The organism is Achromobacter animicus, from assembly GCF_902859585.1.
GTDB classification, from domain to species: Bacteria; Pseudomonadota; Gammaproteobacteria; order Burkholderiales; family Burkholderiaceae_B; genus Achromobacter; species Achromobacter animicus.
This window is the reverse complement of sequence record NZ_CADIJM010000004.1, coordinates 88,575-104,620: the sequence shown is the minus strand read 5'-3', so window position 1 is coordinate 104,620 and position 16,046 is coordinate 88,575. Positions and strand designations below refer to the sequence as shown.

The 16,046-nt window shown below is 66.7% G+C and carries 14 protein-coding genes; 8 read left to right on the top strand and 6 right to left on the bottom strand.

All coding sequences use genetic code 11. The features are described from left to right. Positions 1 to 10 precede the first annotated feature (10 nt). Positions 11 to 649: a DedA family protein gene (locus HV681_RS12895; protein ID WP_175123449.1), complete on the bottom strand. Its 639-nt coding sequence runs from the start codon at positions 647 to 649 to the stop codon at positions 11 to 13. Positions 650 to 755: 106 nt separating this feature from the next. Between HV681_RS12895 and HV681_RS12890 the strand changes: the two genes are divergently transcribed. The 6 genes from HV681_RS12890 (at position 756) to HV681_RS12865 (ending at position 6,195) form a co-directional block, all read left to right on the top strand. Then, the gene (locus tag HV681_RS12890; RefSeq protein ID WP_175123448.1) at positions 756 to 1,796 is read left to right on the top strand and encodes a metal-dependent hydrolase; all 1,041 of its coding nucleotides are present in this window, start codon (positions 756 to 758) and stop codon (positions 1,794 to 1,796) included. A 146-nt stretch (positions 1,797 to 1,942) separates the two neighbouring features. Beyond that, on the top strand, positions 1,943 to 2,710 hold the full coding sequence (locus tag HV681_RS12885) for an IclR family transcriptional regulator (RefSeq protein ID WP_175123447.1): 768 nt from the start codon (positions 1,943 to 1,945) through the stop codon (positions 2,708 to 2,710). Between the two features lie 65 nt (positions 2,711 to 2,775). After that, positions 2,776 to 3,480, top strand: a complete 705-nt coding sequence (gene pepE / locus HV681_RS12880; protein WP_175123446.1) for a dipeptidase PepE — start codon at positions 2,776 to 2,778, stop codon at positions 3,478 to 3,480. Continuing rightward, positions 3,477 to 4,406 (top strand): DUF1177 domain-containing protein, encoded by a 930-nt coding sequence (locus HV681_RS12875; protein WP_175123445.1) that lies wholly within the window; start codon positions 3,477 to 3,479, stop codon positions 4,404 to 4,406. Before pepE ends, HV681_RS12875 begins: the two co-directional genes overlap by 4 nt. Further along, positions 4,403 to 5,092, top strand: a complete 690-nt coding sequence (locus tag HV681_RS12870; RefSeq protein ID WP_175123444.1) for an AroM family protein — start codon at positions 4,403 to 4,405, stop codon at positions 5,090 to 5,092. Before HV681_RS12875 ends, HV681_RS12870 begins: the two co-directional genes overlap by 4 nt. 113 nt (positions 5,093 to 5,205) lie before the next feature. Then, positions 5,206 to 6,195, top strand: a complete 990-nt coding sequence (locus HV681_RS12865; protein WP_175123443.1) for a Bug family tripartite tricarboxylate transporter substrate binding protein — start codon at positions 5,206 to 5,208, stop codon at positions 6,193 to 6,195. A gap of 219 nt (positions 6,196 to 6,414) precedes the next feature. On the opposite strand, the gene coaBC is transcribed toward HV681_RS12865, so the two are convergent. The 4 genes from coaBC to HV681_RS12845 form a co-directional block, all read right to left on the bottom strand. Beyond that, on the bottom strand, positions 6,415 to 7,611 hold the full coding sequence (coaBC, locus tag HV681_RS12860; RefSeq protein WP_175123442.1) for a bifunctional phosphopantothenoylcysteine decarboxylase/phosphopantothenate--cysteine ligase CoaBC: 1,197 nt from the start codon (positions 7,609 to 7,611) through the stop codon (positions 6,415 to 6,417). Between the two features lie 273 nt (positions 7,612 to 7,884). Continuing rightward, complete coding sequence (gene lspA, locus HV681_RS12855) at positions 7,885 to 8,415, bottom strand: signal peptidase II (protein WP_175123441.1); 531 nt, start codon at positions 8,413 to 8,415, stop codon at positions 7,885 to 7,887. Between the two features lie 2 nt (positions 8,416 to 8,417). Continuing rightward, complete coding sequence (gene ileS / locus HV681_RS12850; RefSeq protein WP_175123440.1) at positions 8,418 to 11,285, bottom strand: isoleucine--tRNA ligase; 2,868 nt, start codon at positions 11,283 to 11,285, stop codon at positions 8,418 to 8,420. Further along, on the bottom strand, positions 11,275 to 12,240 hold the full coding sequence (locus tag HV681_RS12845) for a bifunctional riboflavin kinase/FAD synthetase (protein ID WP_175123439.1): 966 nt from the start codon (positions 12,238 to 12,240) through the stop codon (positions 11,275 to 11,277). The genes ileS and HV681_RS12845 overlap by 11 nt, the downstream gene beginning before the upstream one ends. A gap of 146 nt (positions 12,241 to 12,386) precedes the next feature. On the opposite strand from HV681_RS12845, the gene purN reads away from it, so the two are divergent. Both purN and HV681_RS12835 read left to right on the top strand, forming a co-directional pair. After that, complete coding sequence (gene purN / locus HV681_RS12840) at positions 12,387 to 13,052, top strand: phosphoribosylglycinamide formyltransferase (protein ID WP_175123438.1); 666 nt, start codon at positions 12,387 to 12,389, stop codon at positions 13,050 to 13,052. 1,060 nt (positions 13,053 to 14,112) lie between these two features. Then, positions 14,113 to 15,540, top strand: coding sequence for an RsmB/NOP family class I SAM-dependent RNA methyltransferase (locus HV681_RS12835; protein ID WP_175123688.1), 1,428 nt, complete (start codon positions 14,113 to 14,115; stop codon positions 15,538 to 15,540). Here the strand turns inward: HV681_RS12835 and HV681_RS28180 are convergent. Beyond that, positions 15,524 to 15,751 carry a hypothetical protein gene (locus HV681_RS28180; RefSeq protein ID WP_239214023.1) on the bottom strand — a complete coding sequence of 76 codons (228 nt, stop codon included), beginning with the start codon at positions 15,749 to 15,751 and terminating at the stop codon, positions 15,524 to 15,526. The two genes, HV681_RS12835 and HV681_RS28180, sit on opposite strands and share 17 nt — an antisense overlap. Between the last annotated feature and the right edge of the window lie 295 nt (positions 15,752 to 16,046).

The window sequence follows — 16,046 nt, the reverse complement described above, 5'->3', positions numbered from 1 at the left end:
GCTCTCCGGATCAATTGCCCCGCCGCGCGCGCACCGGTTGGCGGCGCTTGCGCACCATGGCGAGGAGAAGCCCGCATCCTAGCAAAACCGAGAGCCCCGCGCCGATCATCATGGCGATCTGCTGCGCGTTCTGCGCCGTGCCCAGGCTGCGCGCGGTGATGTAGCCGGGCGCCAGCATCAGCGGCATCCACAGCACTGCCGACAGCACGTTGGCCAGCTGGAAGCGGCCATGCGCCATGCCCATCACGCCCGCCACCGTGGGAATGGTGGAGCGGATGGGGCCCAGAAAGCGGCCGATCAGCACCGACGCAAAGCCGTAGCGGTAGAAGAACAGCCGAGCCCGTGCCACGCCGGTGCGCTGCTGCTTGAGCGGCCAGCGCCGCAGCACGCTGGGTCCCGCCCAGCGGCCCAGATAGTACGAGAGCGCGTCGCCCACGATCGCGCCTGCGATGCCCCAGGCGATCACGCCCCAGGGCGCCAGCGTGCCGGCGCCGATCAGGCCGCCCGTCAGCAGCATCAGGGCGGTCGCGGGAATGAAAAGTCCCAGGAGTACCATGGACTCGCCCAGCGTGAGCAGGAAGGTGATCGGTCCGGCCCAAGCCTGGTTGGCTTCGATGAACTGGCCGATCTGGGTGATGTATTCATCCATGATGCAAAGTTGAAAATTAGCTGAACGCAATCGGGTATGTTAACGCCTGCGCGGCCGGCCGTGAGGCGGCTAGGCCATTTGGCGGAACGCTCGACGTTGGAGAAACATGGATTCAGTTACACAAGCGGTGCTGGGCGCCAGCATTCAAGGCGCCATGCTGGGGCGCGTGCAGGGCAGACGCGCCCTCATCTATGGCGCGGCGCTGGCCACCTTGCCGGATCTGGATGTCTTGATGAGCTACCCGGACCCGGTGTCGCTCATGACCTATCACCGCGGCTTCTCGCATTCCGTTTTCGTGCTGACCGGCATGGCGATGCTGCTGGCCTGGCTGATACGCAAGTATTGGCCCAATGCACCCTATGGCGGGCGAAGGCTGTTCCTGACGATATGGCTGGTGCTGGTGACGCATCCCATTCTGGATGCGTTCACCGTCTATGGCACCCAGTTGTTCTGGCCGCTGGCCCTCACGCCGGAAAGCTGGTCGACCGTGTTCATCATCGATCCGGTGTACACCGTTCCGCTGCTGTTGGGTGTCCTGTTTGCCATCGCGGTCGGAATGACCCGCAACGCGCGCCGCTTTATGGTGGGGGCGCTGGTCTTCAGCACGCTATACCTTGGTTTCGGGCTGGCTGGCCGCATGGCGGCCGAGCATCGCGTGCGGGACGCCATGCAGGAACAAGGCGTTGCGGTGACGCAATTGCGCGCGGTCCCCATGCCGTTCAACACCTTGGTGTGGCGGGTGTTTGCCAAGACCGGCGATGGCGACTATTACGAATCGGTCAGCAGCCTGTTCGACCGCGATCCGCCGGAATGGGTGCGTTTGCCGCTCAATCTGAAGGCCGGACGCGTGCTGGCGGGCGAGCCGCTGCACGAACGGCTGCGTTGGTTCACGGATGACTGGCTGCGGTATGACGTGATCGGCGATGCGCTGGTCGTGTCGGACCTGCGCATGGGCATGGCGGGTCACTACACCTTTCGGTTCAAGATGGCGGAGCGTGCGACGGATGGCACGTGGCGCGCGGTTACGCCGTCCGTTTGGCCGACCAGCCGCGGCGGTTGGAATGAGATGAAGCTGGTGCTCGGCCGCATCCTGCATGCGCAACCGCCGCTGCCGCTGGCCGAGTGGTCCGAGCTGACGAAGCAGTAGGCTGAAGTCGGGCTGACGGCTCGCACGAAAAAGGCTCCCGCGACCCGGGAGCCTTTTTTCTTGCGCGGCCGTATTGACCTGTTTCCGCTGCTTGCATTATTCTTGTTCGCTAATAAGGAACTTCGGTTCCGTTAAATGGAACAAGCATGAGTATTCTTGACGGCGTTCAACGCGTGCTGTCGCTGTACGCAGAGGGCGCGGCCGAACTGAGCTTTACCGAGGTCGCCGCGCGGCTGGCCATGCCCAAAAGCACGGCTTCGCGTCTGCTGAACCAGATGGAGAAATACGGCATGCTCGATCAGGACGCCGCCACGCGCCGCTATCGGCCTGGCGCGCTGCTCGCGCAGGCCGTGCGTGCCGGCATGGCCGCCACGCCGCTGGACGAGGCCTGCCGCGCCGTCCTCACCCGGCTGTCGGACGACAGCGGACTCACGGCATATCTGTCCACGCTGAATCAGCGCGAGACCGTCGTGCTGCAGCGGCTGAATGGCTCGCACCCCGTGCAGGTGCTGTCGCCGCCCGGATCGCGCCGCGCCGCGTCGGGCACGGCGATGGGCCGGGCGCTGCTGTCGCGCCTGACCGACACCGAATTCCAGACCCTGTATGGCGCCGATCCCGCCCAGTCGCTGCCGATGGAAGGACGAGACTGTCCGGCCACCGTCGGCGACCTGGCTGCGTTGGTGGCGCAGACGCGCGCGGACCACTGCGGCGTGGCGATCGACCAGGCCATGCCCGGCATCGGCGCCGTCGCGGCAGCTGTGCGGGACCCCGCCACCGGCGAACTGCGCGGGCTCTGCCTGTCGTTTGTCTCGTTCCAGGCTGATGCGGCGCGCGTGGCGGTGCTGCGCGAATCCGTGCTGCAGCACGTCGGTGCGCTTGGGCGCGAGCTCAACGATCCCTACTGGCTGAACTGACCTACTGAATGCCTTGTGGCGGCCTCGCCGCCGCATCCAGAACCATCACCTATCGGACTTCATTCATGAACCTTCTGCTCCTCAGCAATTCCAGCAGCGACGCCGGCTATCTGGTGCACGCCATGGCCGACATCCGCGAACTGATCGAATCCCTGCCGCAAGGCGCGCCGGCCGTGTTCGTGCCGTTCGCGGGGGTCACGCGCAACTGGGACGACTACACGGCGCTGGTCACGTCGGCATTGGCCGACACGGGCCTGGCCATCCAGGGCCTGCACACCGCGCAGGATCCGGTCGCGGCACTGGAAGGCGCATCCGTCATCATCGTGGGCGGCGGCAACACGTTCAACCTGCTGGGCGAATTGCGCCGCCAGGGCCTGCTCGACGTCGTGGCGCGCCGCGTGCGCGAGGGCGCGGCCTACCTGGGCTGGAGCGCGGGTTCCAACCTGACGTGCCCCACCATCTGCACGACGAACGACATGCCCATCACCGACCCGAAAGGCTTCGACGCGCTGGGGCTGGTGTCCTTCCAGATCAATCCGCACTACACCAACGCGCATCCTCCCGGCCACCGCGGCGAAACGCGCGCCCAGCGCCTCGCCGAGTTCTGCACGCTGAATCCGGCCATGCCGGTGCTGGGCCTGCCCGAAGGCGCAGGCCTGCGCGTGCGCGGCGCCAAGATCACGCTGGTTGGCCCGCACGACGCGCCGCTCTTCCTGGGCCGCGAAGAACCGTGCATGTTCCGTCCTGGCCCGGTGGAGATCCCGGCATGAAGCAGGTGATCGACGCCATCGAATTGCTGTCGTCCGCGCACGTCACGGGCGAAGCCGTGGCGCAGGTGCTACGCGACGCGGGCAATTGCGAAGTCGAGGTCACGCCTCTTGCGCGTGACGGCTTGGCCACGGATTTCCTGTCCATTGTCATTCCCGGCCTGGATGATTCGGCCCCGCAACTGGGCATCGTCGGCCGGCTGGGCGGCATCGGTGCGCGCCCCGAGGTGACGGGCCTGGTGTCCGACAGCGACGGTGCGGTCGTGGCGATTGCCGCCGCGCTCAAGCTGATGGCGATGGCGAAGCAGGGCGACGTGCTGCCCGGCACGGTCCGCATCCGCACCCACATCTGCCCGCGCGCCGGCACGCGCCCGCATCATCCGGTGCCGATGATGCGCTCGCCGTTCCCCATGCGCGAGATGATGTCGCACGAAGTGGATCCGCGCATGGACGCGATCCTGTCGGTGGACACGACGCGCGGCAACCGCCTGGTCAACAAGCGCGGCGTGGCGCTCACGCCGGTCGCCAAGCAGGGCTACCTGCTGCGCATTCCCGAGACCATGCTCGACGTCATGGGTTGGGTCAGCGGTGAACTGCCGGTGACGCTGCCCTTGACCACGCAGGACATCACACCCTACGAAAACGGGTTGTGGCACGTGAACTCCCTGATGCAGCCGGCCATCGTCACGGACGCGCCGGTCGTCGGCGTGGCCTTGACGGCGCAGACCACCGTGCCGGGTTGCGCCACGGGCGTCACCAATGCCGTGGATGCCGACGTCGCCATGCGCTTTTGCATCGAGATCGCCAAGCTCTACGGGCAGGGCGCCATGACCTTCTTCGACGACGCCGAGTGGGGCGCGCTGCAGGCCCGCTACGGTTCGATGGCGCACCTGCAGACCGTCGGCCGCGAAGACGGAGCCGTGCAATGAGCGCCCGCACACCGCGCCGCGTCGCGTTCTTCACCATCGGTCAATCGCCGCGTAGCGACGTGGTGCCGGAGATGGCGCCTGTGCTCGGCGCCCATGTGCGCATCGACGAGTTCGGCGCGCTCGACGGCCTGGACGCGGATGCTTTGGCCGCGCTGGCGCCGCGACCGCGCGAATACCGCTTTGCGACGCGCATGCGCGACGGTTCCCAGATCGAACTGGACGCAGCCGCCGCCGAGGCGCGCTTGGCCGACGTGATGCGCCAGGCGGACGGCCAGGGCTACGACATCCTGGTCCCGCTGTGCACCGGCACGGCCATCGCGCCGATGCGCACCCTGGTGGTCGAGCCGCAGCAGGTCGTGGATCACCTGGTTGCGGGCCTGGCGCAGCATTGCCGCAAGGTCGGGCTGGTGGTTCCGCTGGAAGCGCAGGTCGACGCTTTTCACATGGCCGTGCCGCTGGAATGCGAAACGCAGGTCGTGCACGCCTCGCCTTACGAAGCCGACGTGCTGCAGGCCGCCCGCAATTTCGAGGCCGCCGGCCGTGAGCTGGCGTCGTGCGATCTGATCGTCATGCACTGCATGGGCTACGCGCAGTCCATGCGCCAGGCCGTGGCGCAGGCATCGGGCCGCCCCGTGCTGTTGTCCAACCGCCTGGTCGCGCAGGCCCTGGCACAAATACTGGAATAACGCCGCCGGACGCAATCCCGAAGTTCCGGCCGCACAGGTTCGCGCGGCCGGTCCGGGCGAGCGGCGAGAGGAGACGAAGCCGACTTCGTCAATCAATCGTTGGGAGTTTTTTTATGATCAGCCGTACCTTGCACCGCGCCGCTGGCGCTCTGTTCGCCGTCGCCGCGCTGTCGGCCACTTCGGCGTATGCCGCCGACGCCTGGAAGCCCGCCAAACCCGTGCGCCTGCTCGTGGGCTTCGCGCCGGGCGGTTCGGCCGATACGCTGGCCCGCCTGCTGGCTGAGCCGCTGTCGGCCCGCCTGGGCCAACCGGTCGTCGTCGAGAACCTGGCCGGCGCCGGCGGCAACATCATGGCGTACCGCCTGAGCCAGGCGCCCGCCGACGGCTACACCATCGGTATCGCCGCGGCCGGTTCCATGGCCATCACCCATGTCCTGAATCCCAAGGGCACGAACTACAAGCCCGCCGACTTCACGCCCATCACGCTGGCCGCGGTGCAGCCCAATGTGGTCATCGTGAACAAGGACGTGCCGGCCAACAACCTGGCCGAACTGAAGGAATATTTCCAGAAGACGCCGACGGCTACGTACGGCACCGCGGGGGTCGGCATCTCCAACCACCTGATCGCCGAGACCATGCTGTACAAGCTGGGCGTCAAGGTGCCGCACGCCGCCTACCGCGGCGCCGCGCCCGTGATCACCGATTTGCTCGGCGGCCACATCGCCATGACGATGGACAACATTTCGACCGCTGCACCGTTGGCGTCGCAAGGCAAGGTCAAGGCAATTGCGGTAGCGTCGATCAAGCGCGCCGCGCACTTGCCCAACGTGCCGACGCTGGACGAGCAAGGCCTGAAGGGCTTTGACATGCCGACGTGGCAAGGCATGTTCGCGCCCGCCGGTCTGCCCGCCGACGTGCTGGCCGCCTATTACGCCGCACTGCAGGACGTGCTGAAGCAACCCGCGCTGATCGAGAAGATGGCCGGCCTGGGTTCGGAGCCCGTCACCGGCATGACGCCCGAGAAGTTCAGCGAGTTTCTTGAAAACGACCGCAAGCAATGGGCGGACATCGTCAAGGCCGCGAACATCAGCCTGGAGCAGTAAGGCGCCGCAAGCGGCTTGAACCGCTGCAAAGCAAAACGCCAGACCCGAGAGGGCCTGGCGTTTTTTTTGGAGCGTCGGAGAAGGGGCGGCGGCTCGTCGGAGCATGACGCGCGGCTGGCCGGCGATTATCGGATCCTGCCTAGGCTCATCGGAGCTTGCGCAAGCCAATCGGCGCTTACGCAGGCTCGGCGCGGCGTAGCGCGGCAATGCGCCGCCGCGTCAGGCCGGCATGCGCGCCGCGATCTCCGCGATGAGCCGGCGCGCGGCATCCAGCTTGTTGCCGGCGGGCAGCGGGTGTGTGCCTTGCGCGTCGAACAGCACCAGTTCGGTGGTGTCGGCGTCCATGACCTTGTGCGCCAGATTGCCGACCAGCAGCGGGATGCCTTTGCGCGTGCGCTTGGCTTCGGCGTGCTCGGCCAGCTTTTCCGTTTCGGCGGCAAAGCCCACGCACCAGGGGCCATTTTCGAGCTTGGCCACTTCGGCCAGGATGTCCGGATTGGGCTCGAATTCCATCAGCGGCGCGCCGCCGCCTTCGCTGGTTTTCTTCAGCTTCTGCGTGCTGACGTTCTTGACCCGCCAATCGGCCACGGCGGCGACGGCGATGAAGATATCGGCATCGCCCACACTGGCCATCACGGCGTCGTGCATCTGGCGCGCGGTGGTGACGGGCAGGGCGGTTACGCCGCGCGGGATGGGCAGGAATGTGGCGCCGGTGATGAGGGTGACGCGGGCGCCGGCCTCGCGGGCGGCGCGAGCCAGTGCATAGCCCGTCTTGCCGGAAGACCGGTTGCTCAGCACACGCACCGGGTCCACGGGTTCAGAGGTGGGGCCTGCGGTCAGCAGCACGTGGCGGCCGGCCAAGAGCTTGGGCTGGAAGAAGGCGATCAGGTCGGTCAGGATCTCATGGGCTTCGAGCATCCGGCCGTCGCCGGTTTCGCCGCAGGCCTGTTCGCCCGCCGAAGGTCCCAGCACGGTGACGCCGTCGCCGCGGAGGGTTTCGACGTTGCGCTGCGTGGCCGGGTTGGCCCACATCTCGCGGTTCATGGCGGGCGCCACCAGCAGCGGACAGGCGCGGGCCACGCACAGCGTGGACAACAGGTCGTCGGCCATGCCGTGTGCCACCTTGGCCATGAAGTCGGCGCTGGCGGGCGCGATCAACACGGCGTCCGCGCCGCGCGTCAGGTCGATGTGCGCCATGTTGTTGGGCACGCGCGCGTCCCAGGCGTCCACGAACACGGGTCGGCCCGACAGTGCCTGCATGGTGACCGGCGTGATGAAGTGCGTGGCCGCCTCGGTCATCACCACATCCACCGTGGCGCCTTGTTCGGTCATGCGCCGCACCAGCTCGGCGATTTTGTAGCAGGCGATGCCCCCGGTCAGACCAAGGACGATGCGTTTGCGGGCGAGATCGAGCATGAGGACGGGACGGCGGGTTAACGCCGCGTAATCGTGGAAGTGAGAGGGATTTTATTCTGCATTGCCGCAATGCGCCGTTCGTCATGCATTAGAGGGGGCATCAAACCGGACGAAAGCCGCGGAAGGCGCAGCATGGGGTAGGCCTGACGAAAGCAGAAAGGGGCGCAAAGAGGGCTGCTGAATGGGGGTGCAAACAGGCGCTTCGAAAAGGCGTTGCAAAGAGGCACTGCAAAAAGGCGGCGCAAAAAGGGGGGGCGTTGCCCCCCTGTCGCGTCACGCTTGCGGCTTGCGGGCACGAAGCAGTTCGTCCAGCACCAGCAGCACGGCGCCGCAGGTGATACCGACGTCCGCAATGTTGAAAGCGGGGAACTGCCAGTCGTTCCAGTAGAAGAGCAGAAAGTCCACCACGTGGCCATACACCACGCGGTCGATGACGTTGCCGATGGCGCCGCCCAGGATGAGCGTGAGCGCCAGGCTGAAACGCGGTTGGCCGTGCGTGCGGCGCAGCATCCATATGATGACCACTGCCGCCACGCAGCCCAGCCCCGTGAACAACCAACGCTGCCAGCCTTCTTCGGACGCCAGGAAGCTGAAGGCGGCGCCGCGGTTGAACACCAGCGTGAAGTCGAAGAAGGGCAGGATGTTGACGCGCTCGCCGTACTGGAATGACGTGTTGAAGTAGACCTTCGTCAACTGGTCCAGCACGATGATCAGCAACGCCAGCGCCAGCCACCCACCCACGCGCGCGGGCGCGGCGCGGGCGGGGGCGGTGCCCGTCACTCCGGGTTCGGCGGGGCGGGCCATGTTCAAGCCTTGTCGCGGGCTTCGCCCGAGCCGAACAGGTTGGACACGCAGCGGCCGCAGATCTCGGGATGATCGGCGTCCTGGCCGACGTCAAGACGCCAGTGCCAGCAACGTTCGCACTTCTTGTGGGCCGACGGCGTGACCTCGATGCGGGTGTCGCCTTCGCCCGCGTGCACCGCGGCGCGCGAGACGATCAGGACGAAGCGCAGGTCATCGCCCAGGCTGGCCAGCAGTTGCTGGTCTTCGCCGTTTGCGTACAGGTCGACTTCGGCCTGCAGCGACGAACCGATATCGCCCGCCGTACGCACTTCTTCCAGCTTGCGCTGGACCTCGGCGCGGATGGCGCGCAGGCGCGTCCACTTGGCGGTCAGGGCATCGGCGTCCGCAAACGGCGGCAGCACGTGATAGACCTCGGTGAAGATCGTCGCGCGGGCAGCGTCGGCCTGGTTCTTCAGGGCGGACGCAACCAGTTCCTTCCAGGCCTCTTCCGCCGTGAACGACAGGATGGGCGCCATTAGCTTGAGCAGGGTCTGCGTGATGTCCAGCAGGGCCGTCTGCGCCGAGCGGCGGGCGCGGCTGTCGGGGGCCGACGTGTAGAGGCGATCTTTCAGGATGTCCAGGTAGAACGCGCCCAAGTCTTCCGAGCAGAACGTCTGCAACCGCGAGACGGCCGGATGGAAATCGTAGCGTTCGTAGTTGGCCTGTACTTCCGACTGCATCTGCGCCGTCATGGCCAGCGCGTAGCGGTCGATCTCGAAGAGTTCGCCGTAAGGCACCGATTGCGACACGGCGTCGAAGTCGGCCAGGTTGGCCAACAGGAAGCGCAGGGTGTTGCGGATGCGGCGATAGCCTTCCACCACACGCTTGAGGATTTCGTCGGAGATCGACAGCTCGCCCGAGTAGTCGGTGGAGGCCACCCACAGGCGCAGGATTTCCGCACCCAGGGAATCGGAGACCTTCTGCGGGGCAATCACGTTGCCAACCGACTTGCTCATCTTGCGGCCCTGGCCGTCCACCACGAAGCCGTGCGTCAGCAGGGCCTTGTAGGGCGGCTGGCCGTACAGCATGCAGCCGGTCAGGAGCGACGAATGGAACCAGCCGCGATGCTGGTCCGAGCCTTCCAGGTAGAGGTCGGCGGGCCAGGCGAGTTCAGCGCCATGCGAACCGGCGAATTCGCCGTCCTTGCCGCCCAGCACCGTGGCGTGCGTGCTGCCCGAGTCGAACCATACGTCCAACGTGTCGCGGTTCTTTTCGTACTGGTCGGCTTCGTCGCCGAGAAGCTCGCGGGGATCGAGCGCCTGCCAGGCCTCGATGCCGCCCTGTTCGACGCGCTGCGCCACCTGTTCCAGCAATTCGGACGTGCGCGGATGCAGTTCGCCGGTTTCCTTGTGCACGAAGAACGCCATCGGGACGCCCCACTGGCGCTGGCGCGACAGGGTCCAGTCCGGACGGTTGGCGATCATGGCATGCAGACGGGCGCGGCCCCACGCGGGGTAAAACGCCGTGGCGTCGATGCCGGCCAGCGCCGATTCGCGCAGGGTCGGGCTGCCGTCCTTGGGCGCGACATCCATGCCCGCGAACCATTGGCTGGTCGCGCGGTAGATGATCGGCGTCTTGTGGCGCCAGCAGTGCATATAGCTGTGCTTGTGCTTTTCGACGTGCATCAGCGCGCCGGCTTCCTTGAGCGCTTCGACGATCTTGGGGTTTGCGTCCCAGATCGACAGGCCGCCAAAAAGCGCCAGGCTGTCCACGTACTTGCCGTCGCCCATCACCGGGCTGATGAAGTCGGTGTCCTTCATGCCGTGCTCCTTGCACGACACAAAGTCTTCGATACCGTAAGCCGGCGCCGAGTGCACCACGCCGGTGCCGGAGTCTGCCGTGACGTAGTCGCCCAGGTACACGGGCGCCTTGCGATCGTAGGCGGCGTTGAACTGCGCCAGCGGATGGCGGAACTCGATGCCTGACAGGGCCTCGCCGGGCGCCGTGGCGATGACTTCGCCTTCGAGGTCCCAGGATTTCAGGCAGGCTTCGACGCGTTCCTTGGCGATGAGCAGCAGGGGACCGAACTTGGGCGTGGCAGCCGAAGTGACCCGCACCAGCGCGTATTCGATTTCGGGATGGACGTTCAGCGCCTGGTTGGACGGAATGGTCCAGGGCGTGGTCGTCCAGATCACGATGGCGCCGTCGTCCACCGAATCCAGGCCGAAGGCTTGGGCCAGCCGCTTGTGGTCGGCGAACGGGAACGCGACGTCGACGGCGGGATCCACGCGATCCGCGTATTCGACTTCAGCCTCGGCCAGCGCCGAGCCACAGTCAAAACACCAGTTCACCGGCTTCAGGCCACGGAACACGTAGCCCTTGTCCAGGATGCGGCCCAGCGCACGGATCTCGTCGGCCTCGTTGCTGTAGTTCATCGTCATGTACGGACGATCCCACTCGCCCAGCACGCCCAGGCGCTTGAAGTCCTTGCGCTGGCGATCGATCTGTTCGAGGGCGTAGGCGCGGGCCTTGGATTGCACTTCCGCCACGGGCAGGTGCTTTCCGTACTTCTTTTCGATCTGGATCTCGATGGGCATGCCGTGGCAGTCCCAGCCCGGCACGTAGTGCGCGTCATAGCCGGCCATGTTGCGGCTCTTGACGATGATGTCCTTCAGGATCTTGTTGACCGCGTGGCCGATGTGGATGTCGCCGTTCGCATAGGGCGGGCCGTCATGCAGCACGAAGCGCGGCCGGCCGCGGCTGGCCGCACGGATCGCCTGGTAGACGTGGTTTTCCTCCCATTGCGCAATCCAGGCGGGCTCGCGCTTGGCGAGGTCGCCCCGCATGGGGAAGGGGGTATCGGGCAGGTTGAGGGTCTTTTTATAGTCCATGAACGGCAAAATAGGCGCGCGCGTTTCGCGCGTCTTCGGCGATGGCGGCAGTCAGGGAAGGGAGATCAGGAAATTTTTCTTCGTCCCGCAGCTTTTGCAGGAATTCAACGCGTACGAGTTTACCGTAAGCGTTGACGGACTCGTCGAGCAGGTGTGACTCAAGCAGCACTCTGCCGCGGTCCTCGACCGTCGGGCGCACGCCCAGGCTCGCCACCGCCGGCAGCGCGCGGTCGGCCAGCCCATGAACCTGCACGACGTAGATGCCCGACCGCGCGGCGCATCGTTCGGCCACACGCAGGTTCATGGTGGGATAGCCGAGCGTACGGCCGAGCTTCTGGCCGTGGATCACGTGCCCGCTGATATGGAACGGATGGCCCAGCAGATGGCGCGCGCGTTCCAGGTCGCCCACGGCCAGCGCGGTGCGCACCTCGGAACTGGAAATGCGGTGACCTTGACGGTCGGTCACGTCCGCCAGCGTCTGGACCTCGAAGCCATGCACCATGCCGGCTTCGCGCAGCAGGTCGATATCGCCGCTGCGCTTGTGCCCGAAGCGAAAGTCCTCGCCCACGAGCAGCCATTTGGTCTGCAGCCCCTGCACCAGAAGGTGCTCAATGAAGGCGTTGGCCGACATTTCAGCCAGCCGGGCATTGAACCGCTCGACCACGACCTGCGATATGCCGTAGCGCGCCAGCGCGGCCAGCTTGTCGCGCAGCCCCGAAATGCGGGTCGGCGCCAGTTCCGGACGCTGGTTGAGGGTGGCGAAATACTCCCGCGGGTGGGGCTCGAACGTCATCACGGCCGGCGTCAGCCCGCGTTCGCGGGCCACCTGGCAGACGCGGGCAAGCATGGCCTGGTGCCCGCGATGGACGCCGTCGAAATTGCCGATTGTCAGCGCGCAAGGGGCGCGCCGTTCGGGCGGGGGCAGGGATCGGTAGATGCGCAGCGATGGTTTCACGAGCGAGAGTTTACAATTTTGGATTACGGGTTTGTTCGTATCCCGCCCGCAGGGGGTGCTCAGCCGCCTTTGCGGGCACGGCGTGCGCAGGGCGCGCGCCTGATTTCGGGACTGGAACCGCCCGTTTTCCCTTGGAATTGTTCATCTTGCCGGAAACTTCTTCTATCAAGCGCCGCCTCGTCATCCTGATCTCGGGGCGGGGCAGCAACATGCAGGCGCTGGCCGAGGCCTGCCGCGACGAACACTGGCCGGCGGAAATCGCCGCCGTGATCGCCAGCCGTCCCGACGCCGGTGGCCTCGAATGGGCCGCCGCGCAGGGCATTCCCACAGCGGCCCTGTATCACAAGGACTACGCCAGCCGCGAAGCCTTCGATACCGCGCTGGCCGCCGAAATCGATCGCTATGCGCCCGACTACGTCATCCTGGCCGGGTTCATGCGCGTGCTGACGCCCGGCTTCGTCAATCATTACGCCGGCCGTCTAGTCAACATCCACCCCTCGCTGCTGCCCGCATTCCCCGGCCTGCACACCCATGCGCAGGCGCTGGCCACCGGCGTGCGCGTGCATGGCTGCACGGTGCATTTCGTCACCCCGGTGCTGGACCACGGGCCCATCATCGCCCAGGGCTGCGTGCCGGTCCTGGCGGGCGACACGCCTGAATTGCTGGCCGAGCGCGTGCTGGCCGTCGAGCACCAGGCCTTTCCGGCTGCCGTTCGCTGGCTTGCCGAAGGCCGGGTTACCCTGACAAACGATCACCGCGTGGCCGTCCAGGGCGACCCCGTGCGCCTTTTTTCCTGGTCGCCGGCCGCTTGAACGGCCCTGAAAAGCATTTTTCGGGCGGAACGCTTCCGCCCTATTGGAATACACCATGACTAAACCCCAATCCCCGCGTTCCCGCCCGGCCGGCTCCTTCGGCGCCGCCTCGGAAGGCCGCGACGGCCGGTCTTTTTTCTCGCGTCCCAAGGGCGACGCCCGCAAACCGGCGCCGCGTGACCGGGCCGAATCCGGCGACCGCGCGCGCGACGAGCGCACGAGCGATCGCGGCGGCTACGGCCAGGACCGCGGCGAGGGCCGGGGCCGCCCCGACTCCCGCTCTTCGTTTGGCGGACAGCGCAATGAAGGGCGCGGCAGCGAACGCGGTTCGTACAGCCAGGACCGCCGCGAAGGGCAGGGACGGCCGGATTCGCGTTCCTCGTTTGGCGGTCAGCGTGGCGAAGGGCGTGGTTCCTATGGACAGGATCGCGGCGAAGGCCGAGGCAGCGAGCGCGGTTCGTACAGCCAGGACCGCCGTGAAGGTCAGGGACGCCCGGACTCCCGCTCGTCGTTCGGCGGCCAGCGTGGGGAAGGCCGGGGCTCCTTTGGTCAGGAACGCGGCGAAGGCCGTGGCGGCGAACGCGGGTCGTACAGCCAGGATCGCCGTGGAGGTCAGGGGCGCCCGGACTCGCGCTCGTCGTTCGGCGGCCAGCGCGGCGAAGGTCGCGGCTCCTTCGGCCAGGATCGCGGCGAAAGCCGTGGCGGCGAACGCGGTTCTTACAGCCAGGACCGCCGTGAAGGTCAGGGGCGCCCGGACTCGCGCTCGTCGTTCGGGGGCCAGCGAGGCGAAGGTCGCGGCTCCTATGGACAAGATCGCGGCGGTGCCCGTGGCGGCGAACGCGGTTCGTATGGACAGGATCGCAGCGAAAGCCGTGGCGGTGAACGCAATTCGTACGGCCAGGACCGCCGTGACGAGCAGGGACGTTCGGACTCCCGCTCCTCTTTCGGCGGCCCGCGCGGCGAGTCGCGCGGCGGCGAGCGCGATCACGCCCCGCAAAAGCCCCAGTCCAATCGACCCCGCCTGTCGCATGCGGCCATCCGCATCGATCAGGTGCAGCGCGTGCTGGGCGAAATCCTGCAATGGACCTATCCGGCCGACGCCGCGCTCTCGCACTGGCTGCGCCATCACCCGAACCTGGGCGCGCGCGACCGTTCCGAAGTCGCCGAGGCCGTCTATGACGTGCTACGCCACCTGCGCCGCTACCGCCAGTACGGCGAAAGCGGTGTTGGCCCCGCGTCGCGCCGTCTTGCCATCCTGGGCCTGAACGCGACCCTGGGCGCCGAGTTCCTGCAGGAGGGCATGGACGCCGCCGAGGCAGAGTGGCTGCAACGGGTCACGCGAATCGACGTCGCGACCTTGCCCCGTGCCGTGCGCGGCAGCATTCCCGACTGGCTGGACGAGCGCCTGAGCGCCATGGAAAGCCCCGAAACGCTGGTGGAAGCCCTGAACCGCCAGGCCAGCCTGGACCTGCGCGTGAACCCGCTCAAGGCCGAGCGCGACGCCATGCTGGCGGAGCTGCAACAAGGCGCGGGCCGTTATGAGCCCACGGCCATGCCTTTTTCGCCCTGGGGCATCCGGATGGAAGGCCGGCCCGCCATCAACCGGTGGCCCCAGTTCGAAAACGGCAGCATCGAGGTCCAGGACGAAGGCAGCCAACTGCTGGCCCTGCTGGTCGCCCCGCGCCGTGGCGAAATGATCATCGATTTCTGCGCAGGCGCCGGCGGCAAGACGCTGCTGCTGGGTGCACTGATGCGTTCGACCGGCCGGCTGTACGCCTTCGACGTCTCGGCGGCCCGCCTGGCGCGCGCCAAGCCGCGCTTTGCGCGTAGCGGCCTCTCGAATGTGGTCCCGGTGGTGATCGACAACGAGAACGACGCCCGTGTGAAGCGCCTGGCCGGCAAGGCCCAACGCGTGCTGGTCGACGCGCCCTGCAGCGGCATCGGCACCCTGCGCCGCAATCCGGACCTGAAGTGGCGCCAGCACCCCGAGGCGCTGGCGGAACTGGGGCAGCTCCAGGAACGCATCCTGAACAGCGCCGCGCGCTGTGTCGCGCCCGGCGGCCGCCTGGTCTATGCCACGTGCAGCCTGCTGGCCGAGGAAAACGAAGTCCAGGCTGACCGCTTCCTGGCCAGCCATCCGGACTTCGAACGCGTGGATGCCGCCGAAATCCTGGGCGCCCGTTGCGAGTCCCTGAAACTGGAAGGCCCGTACGTGCAACTGCGTCCGGATCTGCACGGCACCGACGGCTTCTTTGCCGCTGTGTTCGAACGCAAGAAGAAGGGCGCCGGGACGGATGCCGCCGAGGCGGCTGATGCCAACCTCGCCGACGAGGACGACCGGATCGACGCGGCCGATGGCGCTGAGGCCGAAGCCCAAGCGGGCGCCGACGCTCAGACCGATACTGCCGAGGAAACGGCCGTCGAGGAAGCCGAAGTAAAAGCTTCCGACGTCAAAGAAACGGAAACCGCGGTCAAGGACCCGGCGTAACGCCCACCGTTGCGCTGTAGCGGCGGGTTCCGATGGTCTTGTTCTGGTACTTCACTTCCCAGGACAGGGTATCGGAACCCGGCTGGTCGGCTTGGTACACAATCTGCGCCACCGGCACCGATTTGTACGCGCAGCGCCCGGAATTATTGGACTGCCCGCGCGTCTGCTGGATGCTGGCCTTGCCCAGCGTCGGCATCTGGGTGATGGACACGCGCGGCGCCCGCAGCGCCAGGCAGTCCGACCCGCGGATCTCATAGTAAGAAGCCAGGACGGCGACGTCCCCAGACTTCAGCGTTTGCGCTGAAGCCGGGGCGGATATCGCCACACCGAGCGCGGCCAAAACAGTTAAAAAACGGTGACGCATTGTGGTGGGCGACATTCGTGGGAGAAAGGAGACAGTGTGCGGGCGGAACGGGGTGCAGTGTGCCCCGGGATCGTGGCGCCTTCAAGACTGCGGGTTTGCCTGACTGGAACTTTAAACGCCAAATGGTGCCAAAACCCGGTGC